The organism is Micromonospora sp. WMMD730 (genome assembly GCF_049178955.1).
Lineage (GTDB): Bacteria > Actinomycetota > Actinomycetes > Mycobacteriales > Micromonosporaceae > Micromonospora > Micromonospora wenchangensis.
The window spans coordinates 7,176,274-7,193,488 of the sequence record NZ_JBMHML010000002.1 but is presented as its reverse complement, the minus strand read 5'-3'; the positions used below and the strand labels follow the sequence as shown (position 1 = coordinate 7,193,488).

Annotated in this window: 17 protein-coding genes and 1 tRNA gene; 12 read left to right on the top strand and 6 right to left on the bottom strand. The window is 72.6% G+C overall.

What is annotated here, in order from left to right:
* Positions 1-110: 110 nt before the first annotated feature.
* Positions 111-791, top strand: coding sequence for a PASTA domain-containing protein (locus ACN265_RS30905; protein ID WP_421410886.1), 681 nt, complete (start codon positions 111-113; stop codon positions 789-791).
* Between the two features lie 145 nt (positions 792-936).
* A complete protein-coding gene (locus tag ACN265_RS30900) occupies positions 937-1,746 on the top strand; it encodes a PASTA domain-containing protein (protein WP_421410884.1) in 810 nt (269 codons plus the stop codon).
* Positions 1,747-1,756: 10 nt separating this feature from the next.
* Here the strand turns inward: ACN265_RS30900 and ACN265_RS30895 are convergent, their stop codons facing one another.
* Together ACN265_RS30895 and ACN265_RS30890 are read right to left on the bottom strand one after the other, a co-directional pair.
* Entirely contained in the window at positions 1,757-2,311 is a 555-nt protein-coding gene (locus ACN265_RS30895; protein ID WP_421410883.1) for a hypothetical protein, read from the bottom strand.
* 107 nt (positions 2,312-2,418) lie between these two features.
* Positions 2,419-2,703 carry a hypothetical protein gene (locus ACN265_RS30890; RefSeq protein ID WP_088645737.1) on the bottom strand — a complete coding sequence of 95 codons (285 nt, stop codon included), beginning with the start codon at positions 2,701-2,703 and terminating at the stop codon, positions 2,419-2,421.
* Between the two features lie 637 nt (positions 2,704-3,340).
* Between ACN265_RS30890 and ACN265_RS30885 the strand changes: the two genes are divergently transcribed.
* The 3 genes from ACN265_RS30885 (at position 3,341) to ACN265_RS30875 (ending at position 4,964) form a co-directional block, all read left to right on the top strand.
* Positions 3,341-4,222: a helix-turn-helix domain-containing protein gene (locus ACN265_RS30885; protein ID WP_204925568.1), complete on the top strand. Its 882-nt coding sequence runs from the start codon at positions 3,341-3,343 to the stop codon at positions 4,220-4,222.
* Positions 4,192-4,413, top strand: coding sequence for a DUF397 domain-containing protein (locus tag ACN265_RS30880; RefSeq protein ID WP_091253343.1), 222 nt, complete (start codon positions 4,192-4,194; stop codon positions 4,411-4,413). Before ACN265_RS30885 ends, ACN265_RS30880 begins: the two co-directional genes overlap by 31 nt.
* Before the next feature lie 152 nt (positions 4,414-4,565).
* On the top strand, positions 4,566-4,964 hold the full coding sequence (locus tag ACN265_RS30875; protein WP_420118919.1) for a hypothetical protein: 399 nt from the start codon (positions 4,566-4,568) through the stop codon (positions 4,962-4,964).
* Here ACN265_RS30875 and ACN265_RS30870 read toward each other — a convergent pair.
* The 4 genes from ACN265_RS30870 to ACN265_RS30855 form a co-directional block, all read right to left on the bottom strand.
* Entirely contained in the window at positions 4,932-5,552 is a 621-nt protein-coding gene (locus tag ACN265_RS30870) for a hypothetical protein (RefSeq protein WP_232377859.1), read from the bottom strand. The two genes, ACN265_RS30875 and ACN265_RS30870, sit on opposite strands and share 33 nt — an antisense overlap.
* A 158-nt stretch (positions 5,553-5,710) precedes the next feature.
* Positions 5,711-6,517 (bottom strand): WecB/TagA/CpsF family glycosyltransferase, encoded by an 807-nt coding sequence (locus ACN265_RS30865; protein ID WP_363649771.1) that lies wholly within the window; start codon positions 6,515-6,517, stop codon positions 5,711-5,713.
* Positions 6,514-7,635 carry an NAD-dependent epimerase/dehydratase family protein gene (locus ACN265_RS30860; protein WP_204925571.1) on the bottom strand — a complete coding sequence of 374 codons (1,122 nt, stop codon included), beginning with the start codon at positions 7,633-7,635 and terminating at the stop codon, positions 6,514-6,516. The genes ACN265_RS30865 and ACN265_RS30860 overlap by 4 nt, the downstream gene beginning before the upstream one ends.
* A gap of 64 nt (positions 7,636-7,699) precedes the next feature.
* Positions 7,700-7,785 (bottom strand) — tRNA-Leu (locus tag ACN265_RS30855).
* A gap of 228 nt (positions 7,786-8,013) precedes the next feature.
* On the opposite strand from ACN265_RS30855, the gene ACN265_RS30850 reads away from it, so the two are divergent.
* From ACN265_RS30850 to pknB, 7 genes are read left to right on the top strand one after another with little or no spacing between them, the layout of a single operon-like run.
* A complete protein-coding gene (locus ACN265_RS30850) occupies positions 8,014-8,808 on the top strand; it encodes an FhaA domain-containing protein (RefSeq protein WP_088645731.1) in 795 nt (264 codons plus the stop codon).
* A gap of 6 nt (positions 8,809-8,814) precedes the next feature.
* Complete coding sequence (locus tag ACN265_RS30845) at positions 8,815-9,303, top strand: FHA domain-containing protein FhaB/FipA (protein WP_088645730.1); 489 nt, start codon at positions 8,815-8,817, stop codon at positions 9,301-9,303.
* Entirely contained in the window at positions 9,300-10,742 is a 1,443-nt protein-coding gene (locus ACN265_RS30840) for a PP2C family protein-serine/threonine phosphatase (RefSeq protein ID WP_204925573.1), read from the top strand. The genes ACN265_RS30845 and ACN265_RS30840 overlap by 4 nt, the downstream gene beginning before the upstream one ends.
* A 29-nt stretch (positions 10,743-10,771) precedes the next feature.
* Positions 10,772-12,262 (top strand): FtsW/RodA/SpoVE family cell cycle protein, encoded by a 1,491-nt coding sequence (locus tag ACN265_RS30835; protein ID WP_420118915.1) that lies wholly within the window; start codon positions 10,772-10,774, stop codon positions 12,260-12,262.
* Positions 12,259-13,764: a peptidoglycan D,D-transpeptidase FtsI family protein gene (locus tag ACN265_RS30830; RefSeq protein ID WP_420118914.1), complete on the top strand. Its 1,506-nt coding sequence runs from the start codon at positions 12,259-12,261 to the stop codon at positions 13,762-13,764. The genes ACN265_RS30835 and ACN265_RS30830 overlap by 4 nt, the downstream gene beginning before the upstream one ends.
* Position 13,765: 1 nt before the next feature.
* Positions 13,766-15,244 carry a protein kinase domain-containing protein gene (locus tag ACN265_RS30825; protein WP_421411701.1) on the top strand — a complete coding sequence of 493 codons (1,479 nt, stop codon included), beginning with the start codon at positions 13,766-13,768 and terminating at the stop codon, positions 15,242-15,244.
* Positions 15,241-17,046, top strand: coding sequence for a Stk1 family PASTA domain-containing Ser/Thr kinase (pknB, locus tag ACN265_RS30820; protein WP_421410880.1), 1,806 nt, complete (start codon positions 15,241-15,243; stop codon positions 17,044-17,046). Before ACN265_RS30825 ends, pknB begins: the two co-directional genes overlap by 4 nt.
* Positions 17,047-17,215: the final 169 nt, after the last annotated feature.

Genomic DNA, 17,215 nt, shown 5'->3' with positions numbered 1-17,215 from the left:
GGACTGTAGCGTTCCCTGGTCGAGGCGGCGAGTCGGACGAGCGCCGGAGCACGGCCGGTGACCGCTGGGCAGCGGCCGGTACCGTTTCGGGGACGAGGCGGGGGAGCGGCATGGACGACGACGAGTACACCGGACAGGACACCGCGGGCCGGGGCCGGCCGGGCCGGGGAAAGATGCTGCTCGGCGGCGCCCTGGCGACGGTCCTGCTGGCCGCCGTCGGGGGCACCGTCGGGTGGGTGCTGGCCGACCCCGGCGACCCGGAGACCGGCGCCACCCCGGCAGCGGCGGCCAGCGGACCGTCCACCCCGGTCGACGCGCCGAGCACCGCCGGGCCGACCGCCGCGCGGACCACCCCGCCACCCGCCGCCACCGGTGGCGGGCTGACCGTGCCCCGGCTGGTGGGGCTCGACTTCGAGAAGGCGCGGGACACCCTGCACGACCGGAAGCTCGGCTGGCGGCTGGTGTTCGGCACCGGGTCGGGCCGGACGGTGACCCGTACCGTGCCCGCCCAGGACACGTCGGTGAAGCCGGGCACCACCGTGCGGGTGGAGGTCAGCGGGCCGGCACCCGAGGTCGAGGTGCCGGACCTGGTCGGCGAGGACTGCGACGACGCCGCCGACGAACTGGGCGAGGTGGGCCTGTTCCCCCGGTATCCCACCGGGAACCGTGGCGAGGTCACCGCCCAGGTGCCTGCGGCCGACGCGACCGCGCACTGGAACGACCAGGTCGCCATCTCCTGCGGGGACCAACCGACGCCGACCGCCGAGCCGACACCGACGCCGACGCCCTGACGGGCGGGTCGCCGCGCCGGTACCGGCGATTGCCGGCGTCGACCGTTACCGTGGTGGGGCCGAGTGCCACGACCGCCGGGCCGGCCCGGGGCCTCGCCCGGTGGGTCGAGCGCCCGCCGTCCGCCAGGTGGCGAGAGGACGTGCGATGAGCGACGACCGCCAGGACCCACCCGCCGACGACGCGACCCGCCCACTGCCCCGTCCGCCCGACGACGCGACCGGCCGACTGCCGGCTGCGGACCGGACCGCGCCGTTGCCGGCGGACCGGCCCCCGGCGGGCGGGCCGTCCCCGGTCGACGCCACCGCCCGGCAGGAGCCGGTGGACGCGACCCGCCCGCTGCCGGCGGCCGACGGGCCGCCGCCCGGTGCGACGGACGCACCGGTCTGGTCCGGCCGGGCCGGGGTGCCACCGGCACGGGCGGACGACCCCCGCGAGTCGGCCGAGTGGTACGCCGAGGAGCAGCGCGGTCGACGCTGGTGGACGCCGATCCTGCTGGGCGTGCTCGGGCTCGTGCTGCTCGGGCTCCTCGGGGTGGGGATCTGGCTGGTCCTGCGGGCGGTGGACACCTCGTCGGACGGGACACCGACCCCACCGCCGACGGCCGTGCCGACGACGGGTGCCGCCCCGACCACCGCACCACCCAGCACCCCACCGACCACCGGGCCGCCGACGACCCCACCAACCACCGCGCCGGCGACCGAGCCCGCCGGAATTGCGGTGCCGCCGCTGGTCGGTCTCTCCCAGGAGACGGCGGAGGCCCTGCTGGGGCGGCTCGGGTTGTCCTCCCGGGTGCAGACGCGGGAGTCGGACCGGCCGCCCGGCACCGTCCTGTCCACCGATCCGGGCGCGGGTCAGACGGTGTCGCCGGGGGACGAGGTGACCCTGGTGGTGGCCGCCGAGCCGTCGGCGTCGCCGTCCGGCACCGCCACCCCGACCGGCACCCCCACCGGGTGACCGGCCCGGCTCACCACATCCGGCGTCTGGCCCCCACCAGGCCCAGACCGGCCAGGGAGATGGCCAGCCCGAGCAGGCCGGAGTAGAACAGCGACCGGGCGACGGTCTGCCGGTCGTCCGACGGGTGCCGGGGCTGGGCGAGGGCGGACGCACCGCCACCGCCGACCCCGGACTGCGCGGTCCCCGGATCGGCCGCGATGCTCCCACCGGGACCAGCCGTCGGGTCGTCCTCGGCGGTCGGGTCGTCCCCGGTCCGCACAGCGTCCCCGGGCGGGTTTCCGGCCCCGCCGTCGGTGTCGGCCCAGAGCGGGGTGCGGGCGCGCCGGTCGGCAGGTAGGGCCGGATCGGGCGGTGTGCCGTCGGCGTCGGTGGTGCCGTCGGCGTCGGTGGGCTCGGCCACGGTGATCTCGGGGGCCGGCACCGGCTCGGCGAGCCGGGTGGCCGACTCGGCCGGGTAGCGGGTCACCACCACGAGGGTGAGGACCACGCCGACCAGGGCCAGCAGGCCGAAGGCGGGTCTGAGGCGGGACCGGTGGTGCCGCCGCGCGGCGGGCAGATAGACCATGGCCATCCCAGGTTCAGGGGCCGGATACGCGCGGGGTGGAGACTTCGCCGGGGTGGGCGTACCGATTCTATGGCGGCGGCACGCCCTCCGGCCGGGTAATCGGGGAGTCAGCCCACCGCGATCGGCGCGCGGTTGACCGGCCGGCGCGACCGTGCGGTGTGCTGACGCGGTACGGCCGCGGCCCGCAGCTGGGTCAGTCCGGCCCGCTGGACGAAGATCGAGCGGCGGCTGACCGCGTCGCCTGCGGCGTTGAGCTGGTAGCCGTCGAGCCAGAGCCAGCCGTCGTACGTCGGCCAGTCGAGCACCCGGATCACCCGGAAGGTGATCGGTCGGAGGAACTGCACACTGGCGGCGCGGGTCACGTGCAGAACGTCACCGGAGCGGGGAAGCACATGGGCTCCTGGGAGGATATGGCCGGCGTCGCGGGGCCGGTCGGTGCGGAACGGGGACGGATGCGGGTCCGGCGACGGGGTTGTGCCTCGCGGGCCGGTGCTCGGTGTGGTGGTGGCCGGGGGCGTACCCGCTGGTGGTGGATCGCACCACCCGGCCATCACCCGGCTGCTCACGGGTGTTACCGCTCCCGCCGCCGCAGCCTTCGGGCGTACAGCGGCGGGGTCATCAACCCGGGGCGGGCCTCGTGGATTCCTGCGGCCCGGGGCATCCATCCGGCCGGGCGAGCCCGGGGCGATGATCACACCCGGAAATCGACCGGAAACGGTGAGTGACTCGAACCATACGGACAGAGTGCATCAGTGTGATGCGGGATGCAAGTTGCACGTCGACTTTTGCCGATACGTGAGGGCGACACGTGAACCGGGCGCTTGATCACGCCGACTCCGGAGCGGCACACTGGACGCGGTTCGCCCGCCGCGGCCGGTCGACGACCGGTTCCACCCCTTGCCGCGAACGATCGCCCGCCGTCCGTCGGTCGCGCCCCCGGCGGGTGTGGACGCAGGCGCGACCGACCGGAGGTAACCGGGTGAGCGCGAGGCACCAGCTTCCCCCGTCATCGGCACCTGGGGCGATGCGATGAGCGAACGGCGGAGCCCCACCATCCGGCGTCGTCGGCTCGGGGCCGAGCTACGCCGCCTACGCGACGGTGCCGGCATCACCATAGAGGTCGTCGCCGAGCAGCTGGAGTGTTCCGCCTCCAAGATCTCGCGGATCGAGACCGGCCACACCTCCGTCACGCCCCGTGACGTGCGGGACATGCTCCGCATCTACGGGGTGGTGGGCGCGGAGAGCGAGGAGCTGGTGCAGATCGCCCGCGAGGCGCGGCAGAAGGGGTGGTGGCATCCCTACAGCACCGTGCTCGTCGGGGCGTACGTCGGCCTGGAGGCGGCGGCCGGCCACATCCGCGCGTACGAGCAGCAGGTCGTGCCCGGTCTGCTGGAGACCGAGGAGTACGCCAGCGCGATGATCCAGGCGGCCCGCCCGGACTTCACCGCCGACCAGGTGCAACAACGGGTGCGTGTCCGACTGGGCCGTCAGTCGTTGTTGACCCAGGACGATCCGGTCGATCTGTGGGTGGTGCTCGATGAGGCGGTGTTGAGTCGGCCGGTGGGCGGTGACGCGGTGATGCGTAACCAGCTCAGGCGGCTGGTGGAGGTGGCCGAACTGCCGAACGTGACGTTGCAGGTCCTGCCCTTCGAGGTGGGGGCGCACGCCGGCATGGACGGGACCTTCACCATTCTCAGCTTTCCCGAATCGGTTGATCCGGATGTCGTGTACGCGGAGAACGCCACGGGTGGGCTCTTCCTGGAGAAGAGCGACGAGCTACAGAAGTACAGCTTCATCTTCGATCACATTCGAGCAGCAGCCCGGCAGCCGGAGGAGTCCATAGCACACATCGCAGAACTGGCAGAGGAGCCGTTGTGGAAATGGCGACCAAGAGGTTCCCCGAGGACCTGACGCAGGCGACCTGGTTCAAGAGCTCAAAAAGCGGGCCGAACTGTGACAACTGTGTCGAGGTGGCTTACGTGATCGGGGCGGTCGGGGTACGGGACTCGAAGGACAAGACAGGTCCCGCCCTCGTATTCGCCCCCGGGGAATGGAACGCCTTCGTCGCCGACGCTCGGAACGGCGCGTTCGGCCAACACTGACCAACGCAGCGTGGCGTTGACCGCGGGCCGGTCGGGGACACTCCCCGGCCGGCCCGTCGCCACTTCCGCCCCGGGTCGTTGAACCCTCGGTACGGCGCTGGTCGACGATCCGCCGCAGGTGGCGGCAACCGAGCGAGGCAGGCGATACGCAGATGACGACGATCGGCTCAGACAACCTCACCCATGGCCCCGGCAAGACCGAACGGTTCGGCGGGAAATACCGCAGCGCCCGGCGCGACACGATGCTCACCGAGGTGGGCGCCGGTGACACCGAGGTGGGCCGCGACGGTTACCCCGGGTCCGAGCACGGCGGACCCCTGCCGCTGCCCTCGTCGCACCCGGGCCCCTTCGCCGAGCCGTCGCTCCGACCGGCCAGCTGGCCCATGGACCCCTCCGAACCGCTGATCGACCACCCGCTGTTGCGGGGCCTGCTGCTGGAGCTGCCGCCCAAGGGCAGCGTCCCACCGCCCGGCTGGCTGGACCGGTGGTTCGAGGCGACCCGGGCGATCCTGGAACTGCTATACGTGCAGGGAGCCGGCCGCGGCCGATGAGGCGGGCAGCCCGGCCAGTGCGGGGCGGGTGCCCGGCAGGGTCCGCTCGGCGAGCCGGTTGTGCCGCAGCCCGTGGCGTACCCCGATGGCGAGGACGGCCAACCCGCCGAGGATGAGCGTCACCCCGGTCACCCCGTTGCCGGCGCTGAGATCGAGCCCACCGGCCCGCAACAGGCCCGGCAGGGTGGCCAGCGCGGTCACCTGCACGGGCAGGCCGATCAGCGGATGACCGGCGGCGGCCCGCAGGCCGTACGGCGCGGGGGTCTCCGGCGCGGCGGTGAACGCGCCCGCCCCGGCCCGCAGCCGGCGGACCCGGCGCACCGTGCAGGCGGCCACCGCGAGCGCCGGCACCGCCACCAGCGGGAGCTGCCCGGCCGCCCGGTCGACCGGGGTGTCCCCGCCGCTGATCGTGCCGGCGACCAGCACCGTCGCGGTCAACGCGAGCCCGGCCACGGAGAGGGCGAGCAGCCATCCGGTACGCCGTCGCAGGGCGCGGGCCCGGTCCAGCCGGGGTAGTCCGTCCGCCACGACGCCGGCGGCGAGCCAGACGGCGGCGATCGACAGCAGAACGATGAGATGCCCATCCATGGACACAGCCTTGCCCACAACGGCGGGCGGCGAATCCGGGACGAGCCCCTGTTCCCACCCCGGAGCATCCCGTAGGGGTGGCCGCGTCCCGGCCGATCGGCCCGGCGGCACGCAACCGACCGGGTCGTCGTACCGGCCGGTCGTCCGTCGTGGGCGGATCAGACCGCGAAGGTGGCCGGTCGTTCGGTGGCCGGGGCCGGCGGACGGGCCTTCCACAGTCCGGTCTTCTGGCCGGCGAGGCGGGTCAGGTAGGCCGGGTTGAGGATGACGTACCGCCGCCAGAGCCGCTTCGGCTCCAGGCCGAGCCGCCAGAACCACTCCAGGCCGGCCCGCTGCATCCACGGCGGCGGCTGCCGGAGCAGGCCGGCGTGGTAGTCGAAGGCCGCGCCGACGGCCATCAGCGGCATGTCCAGCAGGGGCCGCATCGCGTACGTGAAGACCTCCTGGCGGGGGCAGCCCAGGCCGACCAGGACGAGCCGGGCACCGCTGGCCCGGATCCGGTCGGCGATCTCGACGTCCTCGCCGGGCTGCACCGCGCGGAACTTCGACGGCTCCACCCCGGCGATCTTCAGGGCCGGGAACATCCGCTCCAGCGCCGGAATCAGCTTCGCCAGCGTCTCCTCGGTCGAGCCGTACAGATAGACCGGAAGGCCCTCGTCGGCGAAGCGGCGCAGCACGTGCAGGGTCAGCGTCGGGCCGTAGACCCGGTCGGTCAGCCCGGCGTGGTGCAGCAGGTTGAGCGCCCAGCGCACCGGCTGGCCGTCCGGGGTGACCACGTCGAAGGAGTTGAGCCGGGCGTTGTGCGCCGGGTCGAGCACCCCGGTCATCACCCCGTGCACGGCCAGCGCGGTCAGCGCCAGCGGCCGGCGTTCCCGGGCCGCCGCGACCACCTGCTCGGTCGCCGAGGCGTAGTCGGTGGCGTCGACCAGGACGCCGAGGACGTTCCGCTTGCCCTGTCCGGTCATGCCCCCGGCACCCACTTGTCGACGTTGGCCTGGTAGATCTCCCGCATGATCATGGGTACGTCGTAGACCTGCTTCCAGCCCGGGTAGTCGGCCTGGAACGCCTCGTTCGAGCCGATCCACCACTTGTGGTCGCCGATCCGGTTCGCGTCGACGTACTCGGTGATCATCTCCTGGCCGGTGATCTCCTCGGCCAGGGCGAACGCCTCCCGGTTGGAGGTGTTGGAGTGCCGGCCGCCGCCCAGGTTGTAGACCGCCGCCGAGCGCGGCTCCCGGAAGAACGCCTCGAACGCCGTCACCACGTCCGAGCTGTGGATGGCGTCACGCACCTGCTTGCCCTGGTATCCGAAGATCTTGTAGGTGCGGCGTTCCATGTTGGCCCGCATCACGTACCCGAGGAAGCCGTGCAGCTCGGTCGCCGAGTGCGCCGGGCCGGTCAGCGTGCCGCCCCGGAAGCAGGCCGTCCGCATGTCGAAGTAGCGGCCGTACTCCTGCACCATCACGTCGGCGGCGACTTTGGAGGCCCCGAAGACCGAGTGCAGGCAGGCGTCGATCGACATGTCCTCGCGGATGCCCTGCTCGTACGGGTGCCCCGGCTCGATCTCCCAGCGGGTCTCCTGCTCCACCAGCGGCAGGCTGTTGGGGCGGTCGCCGTAGACCTTGTTGGTCGAGCAGTGGATCACCGGCGCCCCGATGCAGTGCTCCCGCACGTTCTGCAGGATGTTGAGGGTGCCGCCGGCGTTGACGTCGAAGTCGGTGAACGGGTCCCGTACCGCCCAGTCGTGCGAGGGCTGGGCGGCGGTGTGGATCACCACGGCGATGTCCCGGCCGTACCTGGCGAAGAGCTTGCCGAGGCTGTCCCGGTCGCGGATGTCGATGCTGTGGTGCGCGTACGCCGACCCCAGCTCGTCGGTCAGCCGCCGGACGTTCCACGCGGTCGAGGCCTCGGCGCCGAAGAACTCCTGCCGCATGTCGTTGTCGATGCCGACCACGTCCAGGCCGAGCCCGGCGAAGTGCCGGACCGCCTCGGAACCGATCAGACCGCCCGACCCGGTCACCAACGCGACACTCACACGACACTCCTGGTCAAGGTAGGAGGCTGGAAAAAACCATCGGAGCATAGCCTGACGTCCGGTACGCCCCGATACGAAGTGAGGGCCCCGCGACTGCGGAGCCCTCGTCTGGTGGTGGGGATGGGGGGAGTTGAACCCCCACGTCCTTTCGGACACACGGACCTGAACCGTGCGCGTCTGCCATTCCGCCACATCCCCGTGGCACGACCCTCGAACGTCGTAGTTCGCGTCGACCCCGCCGTCTCCGGCGGGCCCGGAACATCCTACCCGGTCCTGCGGTCTCGCCCCGACCGGTTACCGTTCCTACGAGCGGTCACCCTTCGTGGCGGACGAAAGAGTAGCACGGTCCGGACGGCCGCTCCGAACGGGCCGCCGCGCGGTGGCCGAGCGGCGCGCGAGCTGCATGCGCGCCGTCCAGATACCATCATGTCCTCGGGACCCGAGGAGGAGCCGGTGAGCGTGCTGCAACGCTTCGAGAAGCGTCTGGAAGGCCTGGTAGAAGGGGCCTTCGCCAAGGTCTTCAAAGGGGTGGTCCACCCCGTGGAGATCCTCAACGCCATGCAGCGGGAGGCCGAGGCGCACAAGGCCATCCTCGCTGGTGGCCGCACCCTGGTGCCGAACCGCTACGTGATCGATCTCTCCCCGTACGACCACAGCCGGTTGGCGCCGTACGCCGCCGCGCTGGCCCAGGAACTGGCCCAGTCACAGGCGGAGTTCATCGGCGAGCAGGCGTGGACGGTCTACGGCGACGTGATCGTCGAGGTCGAGCGGGGCGAGGGGCTGGACACCGGCATGTTCCGGGTCACCGCCGAGGTCTACACCGGCGGCGAGGTCGCTCCGGTCTCCTCCCCGGGCGGCTACGACCCCGGTCCGCCGGCCTACCCGTCGTACGACCAGGGGGGCGGCTACGGCCCGCCGCCCGGCCACGGCGGCGGCGCGCGCAACGTCCGGCTGGTCTCGGGTGACGGCCGTACCTATCCGTTGCAGATGGGCTCGACCGTGATCGGCCGGGGCGACCAGGCCAACCTGCGCCTGCCCGACGTCGGGATCTCCCGGCGGCACGCCCGGCTGGACTTCGACGGCGGCCAGGTCGTGCTGACCGACCTCGGGTCGACCAACGGGACCATGGTCAACGGCCAGCGGGTCTCGGCCGTCGCCCTGAACCCGGGCGACATGATCCAGCTCGGCACCACGACGCTGACCTTCCGCGTGGACGGCTGACCCGCCTTGCCGGAACTCGTCATCACCGTCGCCCGGTTCGGGTTCCTCATCCTGCTGTGGATCTTCGTGTTCACGGTGGTCGGTGTCATCCGTCGGGATCTCTTCGCGGGCGCCCGGTCGGGGCGGCTGGTGGCCGCGCCACGCGCGGTCGGGGCCTCCACCCAGCAGCAGGCGGCGAAGCCGGCGAAGGTGAAGCGGGGTCGGGCGGCCCACCAGCTGGTGGTCACCGCCGGCCAGCTCGCCGGCACCCGGATCACCCTCGGCGAAGCGCAGATCACCATCGGCCGGGCCGAGGACTCCACCCTCGTCATCACCGATGACTACGCCTCCGCCCGGCACGCCCGGCTGGTGCCCCGGGACGGGCAGTGGTTCGTCGAGGATCTCGGTTCGACTAACGGCACGTACCTCGATCGCGCTAAGGTCACCGGACCAACCCCCGTCCCCCTCGGCGTGCCGATCCGTATCGGCCGCACCTCTCTCGAATTACGGCCATGACTCTGACCCTGCGCTATGCGGCCCACAGCGACCGCGGTCTGATCCGAGACGGAAACCAGGACTCCGTCTACGCCGGGCCGCGGCTCCTCGCCGTCGCCGACGGCATGGGCGGCATGGCCGCCGGTGACGTCGCCAGCAACATCGTCATCGGTGCCATGGCGCCGCTCGACGAGGACGTCCCGGGGGACGCGCTCGTCGACGCGCTGCGATCGGCCGTGGGCACCGCCAACCAGCAGCTCCGCGACACGGTGGATGCCAACCCGCAGTTGGAGGGGATGGGCACCACGCTCACCGCGACCCTCTTCTCGGGCAGCAAGCTCGGCATGGTCCACATCGGTGACTCGCGGGCCTACCTCCTGCGCAACGGCGAGTTCGCCCAGATCACCAAGGACGACACCTACGTCCAGATGCTCGTCGACGAGGGGCGGATCAGCGCGGAGGAGGCGAGCAGCCACCCCCAGCGCTCGCTGCTCACCCGCGCCCTCGACGGCCGGGACATCGACCCGGAGTACAGCGTCCGGCAGGTGCTGCCCGGCGACCGCTACCTGATCTGCAGCGACGGCCTGTCCGGCGTGGTCAGCGCGGAGACCATCGGCGACAGCCTCCGCGAGTACACCGACCCGCAGCAGTGCGTCGAGCGGCTGGTGCAGCTCGCCCTGCGCGGCGGCGGCCCGGACAACATCACCGTGATCATCGCGGACGCCACCGACCAGGACATCGTCGAGGCGAGCCCGATCGTCGGCGGGGCCGCGGCCCGGGACCGGGGGATGGCCACCGCCGCCGACGACTCGACCCCGGCCGCCCGCGCGTCGGCGCTGTCGGCGCCGCGCCCGCCCGCCCCGGAGGAACCGGCGGCCAGCCGGGACGACGACCCGGAGCGCCCGCGCCGGCCGCTGCGTACCGCGGCGATGCTGACGGCCCTGCTGGTCATCCTCGGTGGCGGCCTCTTCGCCGGCTGGAGCTACACCCAGCGGCAGTACTACGTCGGGGCGACGGACAGCGGGCAGCTCGCGGTCTTCCGCGGGGTTCCCGGCCAGGTGGCCGGCCTCGACCTGTCGAGCGTGCACTCGACCAGCCAGGCCAAGCTCGACGACCTCACCCTGGCCGCCCAGGAGCAGGTCAAGCAGGGCATCCAGGCCAAGAGCCGACCGGACGCGCTGCGCCGGCTGGCGGAGTTGACCAGCGACGACCCGACCAATCCGAACCTGAAGCCGGTCTGCCCGCCGGTGCCACCGCTGGTCACCGGCTCACCCGTGCCGGCGAACTCGTCGGCGCCGGCCGTCCCGGGCTCACCCAGCCCCGGCGTGACCGGGCTCCCGACCGCCACCAGGCTCCCGGGCACCACCGGCACTCCCACGCCGCCCACCACACCCGACGCCTCGGCCTCCGACGCGGTTCCGCCGGCCGGAGACCCGGCGGGCTGCCGGTCGCCCGAGTGACCGTCGGCTGAGATCCGAGGGACACCTCCTTGACCGCAGCGGCCCACCCGGTAGTCTCGCCCGTCACGACGGGCGAGCGGCCCGGCGTACGTCTGGCGCGGTCCCGGCGTAACGCCGAACTGTCCCTGCTGGTGCTGGCCATGGTGCTGGTGGCCGCGTACGGGGCGATCGTCGAGGCCAACCTGCTCGACACCGTCACCCGTGACTTCTGGATGCCGGCCGCCGCGCTCGGGCTGGTCTTCTTCGGCATGCACCTGGTGATCCGGTGGCTGGCGCCGTTCGCCGATCCGGCCCTGCTGCCGGCGGTCGCCCTGCTCAACGGCATCGGGGTGGGCTTCCTGCGCCGGCTCGACCTCGGCAAGGCCGCCCCGGCCGACCGGGAGACGCTGGCCATCTTCGCCGGCACCGGCGGGCGGCAGCTCGCCTGGACGCTGGCCGCGGTGATTCTCGCCGCCGGCCTGCTGGTGCTGATGCGCGACCACCGGGCGGTCTCCCGGTACGCGTACACGCTGGGGCTGGCCGGCATCGTGCTGGTGATGATCCCGGCGGTGCTGCCCGGCCGGTTCTCCGAGATCAACGGCGCGAAGCTGTGGATCAGGGTGGGCGGGTTCAGCATCCAGCCCGGTGAGTTCGCCAAGCTGGCGCTGCTGGTCTTCTTCGCCTACTACCTGGTCCGCAAGCGTGAGGTGCTGTCGCTGGCCAGCCGCCGCATCCTCGGTATCGACTTCCCGCGCGGCCGGGATCTCGGGCCGGTGCTCGGGGTGTGGATGATCAGTCTGCTGGTCCTGGTCTTCGAGAAGGACCTCGGCACCTCGCTGCTCTACTTCGGCATGTTCGTGGTGACCCTCTACATCGCCACCGAACGGGTCAGTTGGCTGCTGATCGGTCTGGTCCTGTTCTTCGGCGGCGCCTACCTCGCGTACGTGCTGGGCGGCACGGTGGGTGGCCCGTTCGCCAACTTCTACACCCGCGCCGAGATCTGGCTCGACCCGTTCGCCGAGCCGTACGACCGGGGCTACCAGCTGGTGCAGGGCCTGCTCGGCCTGGGCAGCGGTGGCCTGTTCGGCTCCGGGCCGGGGGCCGGGGAGCCGCTGGAGATCCCCGAGGTGCAGAACGACTTCATCTTCGCCGGCATCGGCGAGGAGATCGGCCTGTTCGGGTTGACCGCCCTGCTGGTGGTCTACCTGCTCATCGTCGAGCGGGGGCTGCGGGCCGGGCTGGCGGTGCGGGACTCGTTCGGCAAGCTGGTCGCCGGTGGTCTCGCCTTCACCCTCGGCCTGCAGGTCTTCGTGATCGTCGGCGGGATCAGCAAGCTCATCCCGCTGACCGGTCAGACCACTCCGTTCCTGTCCGCCGGTGGTTCGTCGTTGATGGCGAACTGGCTGCTCATCGCGGTGCTGCTGCGCATCTCCGACGCCGCCCGGCGGCCGGTGGCCCAGGGTGGCGGCCCGGCGGGACGACCCGGCGGCGGGCCGCCGGAACAGCTGCACGGTGCTCCCACGGAGGTGATCCGCCCGTGAACGCGCCCCTGCGCCGCGTCGGCGTCGTCGTCATGGTCCTGTTCGGGCTGCTCTTCGCCAACCTCAACTGGATCCAGGCCTACAAGGCGGACGAATACCGCAACAGCGACTACAACGGCCGGGTGCAGGTGGCCGAGTACGAGCGTCGGCGGGGCAACATCGAGGCCGGCGGCACCGCCGTGGCCACCAGCAAGGAGACCGGCGGCAAGCTGCGGTTCCAGCGCAGCTACCCGGCGGGGACGAAGTACGCGCACGTGCTCGGCTACAAGCCGGTCAACCTGGCCGACACCGGCATCGAACGGCTGGAGAACGACTTCCTCGCCGGCACCAGCGACGCCCTGCTCGGCAACCGGATCAAGGACATGTTCACCGGCGACGAGAGCGGCGGCGGCAACGTGCTGCTGAGCATCTCCAAGCGGGCCCAGGACACCGCCTACGAGCAGTTGCGCAACAACCGCAACGGGGTGAAGAAGGGCGCGGCGATCGCCATCGACCCGCGTACCGGTGCGGTGCAGGCGCTGGTCTCGATGCCCAGCTTCGACCCGAACCCGCTTGTCGACCACGACACCAACGTGGCGTCGGCGGCCTACAACAAGTACGAGCAGGACCCGGAGGGCCCGCTGAAGAACCGGGCGCTGTCGGAGGTCCTGCCACCCGGCTCCACCTTCAAGATCGTGATCGCCGCCGCCGCGCTGGAGAACGGGGTCGGCAAGGACACCGAGATCCCGGCCGGGCCGAGCTGGACCCCGCCGACGTCGGGCACCGAGATCCGCAACGCCGCCGCGTCGATCTGCCCGGAGGCGCAGGTCACCCTGATCGACGCGGTCACCGAGTCGTGCAACACCGGCTTCGCCCAGCTCGGCGTCCGGCTCGGCGCGGACACGGTGAAGGAGAAGGCCCGGCAGTTCGGCTTCGAGCAGGACGACCTCACCGTCGGGCAGCTCGGCGAGGGGGGCCTGCCGGTGGCGGCCAGCCGGACCGGCGACATGCAGAACCCCGACGGCGGCACCGACCCCGCCGCGCTGGCGCAGTCCTCGATCGGCCAGAACAACGTCCGGATGACCCCGCTCCAGGGCGCGCTGATCGCCGGTTCCGTAGCCAACAAGGGCCGGCAGATGCGCCCGTACCTGGTCAAGCAGCTCCTCGGGCCGGACCGCACCACCAGCTACTACAACGCCCAGCCCCGCGAGCTGCGCCAGCCGGTCAGCGGTCAGGTCGCCGACGACCTGCGGGACATGATGGTCAGCGTGGTCAAGAACGGCACCGGCAGCTCGGCGGCCATCGACGGCTACACCGTCGGCGGCAAGACCGGCACCGCCCAGTCCGCCCCGGACCGCCCCGACCACGGCTGGTTCATCGGCTTCGCGCTGGACAAGAACGGCAACGCCGTCTCCGCCGTCTGCGTGGAGCTGGAGCAGGCCGGCAGCGGCGGCAGCGCCGAGGCGGCCCGGATCGGTGGCAAGATCATGCAGGCGGCCATCGCCGATGCGGGGGGCCGCTGACATGCTCAGCCCCGGGGTGCAGCTCGGCAACCGCTACCGCCTCGACGAGCGGATCGCCAGCGGCGGCATGGGCGACGTGTGGCGCGGCACCGACCAGGTGCTGGGCCGTACGGTCGCGGTGAAGAGCCTGCTCCCGGCGCTGCTCGACGAGCCCGGCTTCGCCGAGCGGTTCCGCGGCGAGGCGCGCACCATGGCCACCATCAACCATCCAGGCGTGGTCGACGTCTACGACTTCGGCAGCGACCAGGAGATCGCCTTCCTGGTGATGGAGTACGTCGAGGGCGACGCCCTGTCGGCGACGCTCAGCCGGGTCGGCCGGCTCACCCCGGCCCGGACGATGGCCCTGCTCGCCCAGGCCGCCGACGCCCTGCACGCCGCCCACGAGAAGGGCATCGTGCACCGCGACGTCAAGCCCGGCAACCTGCTCGTCCGGCCGAACGGCACGCTGGTGCTGACCGACTTCGGCATCGCCCGGTCCGAGCTGGTCGGCCAGCTCACCGCCGCCGGGTCGGTGCTCGGCACCGCCTCGTACATCTCCCCCGAGCAGGCCACCGGTGCGGTCGCCACACCCGCCTCCGACGTCTACGCCCTCGGTGTGGTGGCCTACCAGTGCCTCGCCGGCCGGCGGCCCTTCGAGGGTGACAACCCACTCGAAATCGCGATGAAGCACGTGCGGGACACTCCCCGGCCGCTGCCCGGGGACATCCCACCGCAGGTCAAGGCGATCGTGGACCGGGCGATGGCCAAGGAGCCCGGCCACCGCTGGCCCAGCGCCGCCGCCCTGGCCTCCGTCGCCCGGCAGGCCAAGCAGGCCCTCTCCCAGCAGGCCCGCGCCGGTGGCGGCCACCCCGGCCCGGTCTCCGGTGGCCCGGTCTCCGGGGCCCCGGCGTCCCCGGCCGGCCCGATGGCCCGCGCCCAGGTGCCCGCCGTACCCCGGCAGCAGCCCGGCGCGCCGGTCCACCCGCACCGGCCGGCGGTCAGCGGGCAGGCGCGGCCCCCGATGGGCGGGCAGGCCCGACCGCCGATGGGCGGACAGGCCCGGCCGCCGGTCGCGGCCCGGCACCCGCAGCCGCCGCCGGTGACCCCGCAGCGTCCGCCGGTCCAGGCCACCCCGATGACCCGGCCCTATCCGCAGCAACCCCGGGGGGCGGCCTCCGTCCCGCCCGCCCAGCTGCGTGCCGACCGGCCCGTGTACGCCCGACAGCCCCTCCCGCCCCCCGCCCCACCTGCCCGTTCCCGGTCCGGCATGGTGACCCTGGCGATCCTGCTGGCGGTGCTGGTGCTGGTCTGCTCGGGTGTGCTCGCGTATGCGAGCCGGCAGGGCAACCTGGCCACCGATCCCGGTGCGCCGGATACGACGTCCGGCGCGCTGAGTGCCCTCGGACGCGACGATCCGGCCGGAACGTCGTACCGTCGGGTGGTACGGCTCGGACCGGGTGACGGCGAGACGACGACGAGCGAAGGACGACGAACGCGATGACAGCCCAGGCCCGCCTGCTCGGTGGCAGGTACCAGGTCGGCGAGCTGCTCGGTTACGGCGGCATGGCCGAGGTACACCGCGGTCGGGACCTCCGGCTCGGTCGGGACGTCGCGATCAAGATGCTCCGGACCGACCTGGCCCGGGACGCCACCTTCCAGATGCGCTTCCGCCGGGAGGCGCAGAACGCGGCCTCGCTGAACCACCCGGCGATCGTCGCCGTCTACGACACCGGCGAGGAGACCGCCCCCACCGGGGAGACCCTGCCGTTCATCGTGATGGAGTTCGTGAACGGGCGGACCCTCAAGGAGGTCCTCGGCGTCGAGGGGCGGCTCCAGCCGCGCCGGGCACTGGAGATCTGCGCCGACATGTGCGCGGCCCTGGAGTTCAGCCACCGGCACGGGATCATCCACCGGGACATCAAGCCCGGCAACGTCATGCTGACCCAGACCGGCCAGGTCAAGGTCATGGACTTCGGCATCGCCCGCGCGCTGGCCAGCGGTGCCACCACGATGACGCAGACCAGCGCGGTGATCGGCACGGCCCAGTACCTCTCCCCCGAGCAGGCGCGCGGCGAGGCCGTCGACGCCCGCTCCGACGTGTACGCCGCCGGCTGTGTGCTGTTCGAGCTGGTCTGCGGCCACCCACCGTTCGTCGGTGACAGCCCGGTCAGCGTGGCGTACCAGCACGTGCGGGAGGCCCCGCCGACGCCGAGCGACATCAACCCGGACGTCACCCCGGCGATCGACGCGATCGTGCTCAAGGCGCTGTCGAAGAACCCGCTCAACCGCTACCAGAGCGCCGGCGAGATGCGGGCCGACCTGCTCCGCGCCGCCGCCGGCCGACCGGTGATGGCCACCCCCGTCCTGAGCCAGGACGAGACGACCCCGATGGCCGCGGCGGCGAGCGGCTACCCGACCCAGGTGGTCGGCCAGCAGACCCGGCAGATCCCGGCCCGGGTCGGCGACCCGCAGCGGCGCAGGAGTTCGGCGTGGGTGATCGCGGCGTTCGCGGCGGTCGGTGTGCTGGCGGTGATCGCCCTGGTCGCGGCGCTGCTGATGAACGGTCAGGAGCCGAAGAAGAGCCCGGTGCCCAACCTGGCGGGCAAGACGCAGGACGTCGCGTTCGCCGAGATCCGCAATTCCGGCCTGGTGCCGGCGACCGGCGACCAGGTCTTCGACAGCACCTGCAAGGTGGGCACGGTCGTCAGGCAGGACCCGCCGGCCGGCACCGCGCTGGAGGAGAACAGCCAGGTGACGGTGAGCCTCTGCGGCGGCAAGCCCGAGGTCAGCATCCCCAAGGGCCTCAAGGGCAGCAAGGTCGAGAGCGCCCAGACCCGGCTCAAGGACGAGAAGTTCACCGTCAAGGTGGTGACGAAGGACAGCGAGGAGAGCGAGGACATCGTCCTCGACGTGTCCCCGCCCGAGGGCGAGAAGGTGGCGGAGGGCACCGAGGTGACCCTCACCGTCTCCCGGGGCAACGTCCGGGAGGTGCCGGACGTCGAGGACCTCAGCCAGGCGGAGGCCACCCGGACCCTGACGAACGCCGGTTTCAAGGTCAACCCGGAACTCGGTTCGGAGGTTCCGGCGGACGAGGCCGGCAAGGTGCAGAGCCAGAACCCGAAGGCCGGCACCAAGAAGGCCAAGGGAAGCACGGTCACCATCGTGGTGAGCGTGCCGGAGGCCACCGAGTCGCCGACGCCGCCCGCACCGACCACGCCGGCGCCGACCACCACGCCGCCCGGCGACGGCACGGGGGGCGGGTTCCCGCTGCCCACCCCACCGTTCCGCAGCGACGACGACTGACCCGTACCGCCCGTCGTGCCGGGCCCGGTCCCTAGGGGCCGGGCCCGTTCCTGTCGGGGGCAACGGCGGGCGCGGGTCGGCCTGTCGGGCCGGGCCGGACATTCGTCGGGACGGCGGGCGCGGACCTGCCTCGCCGGGCCGGGCCGGACGCCGGCCGGTGCGGCGGTCG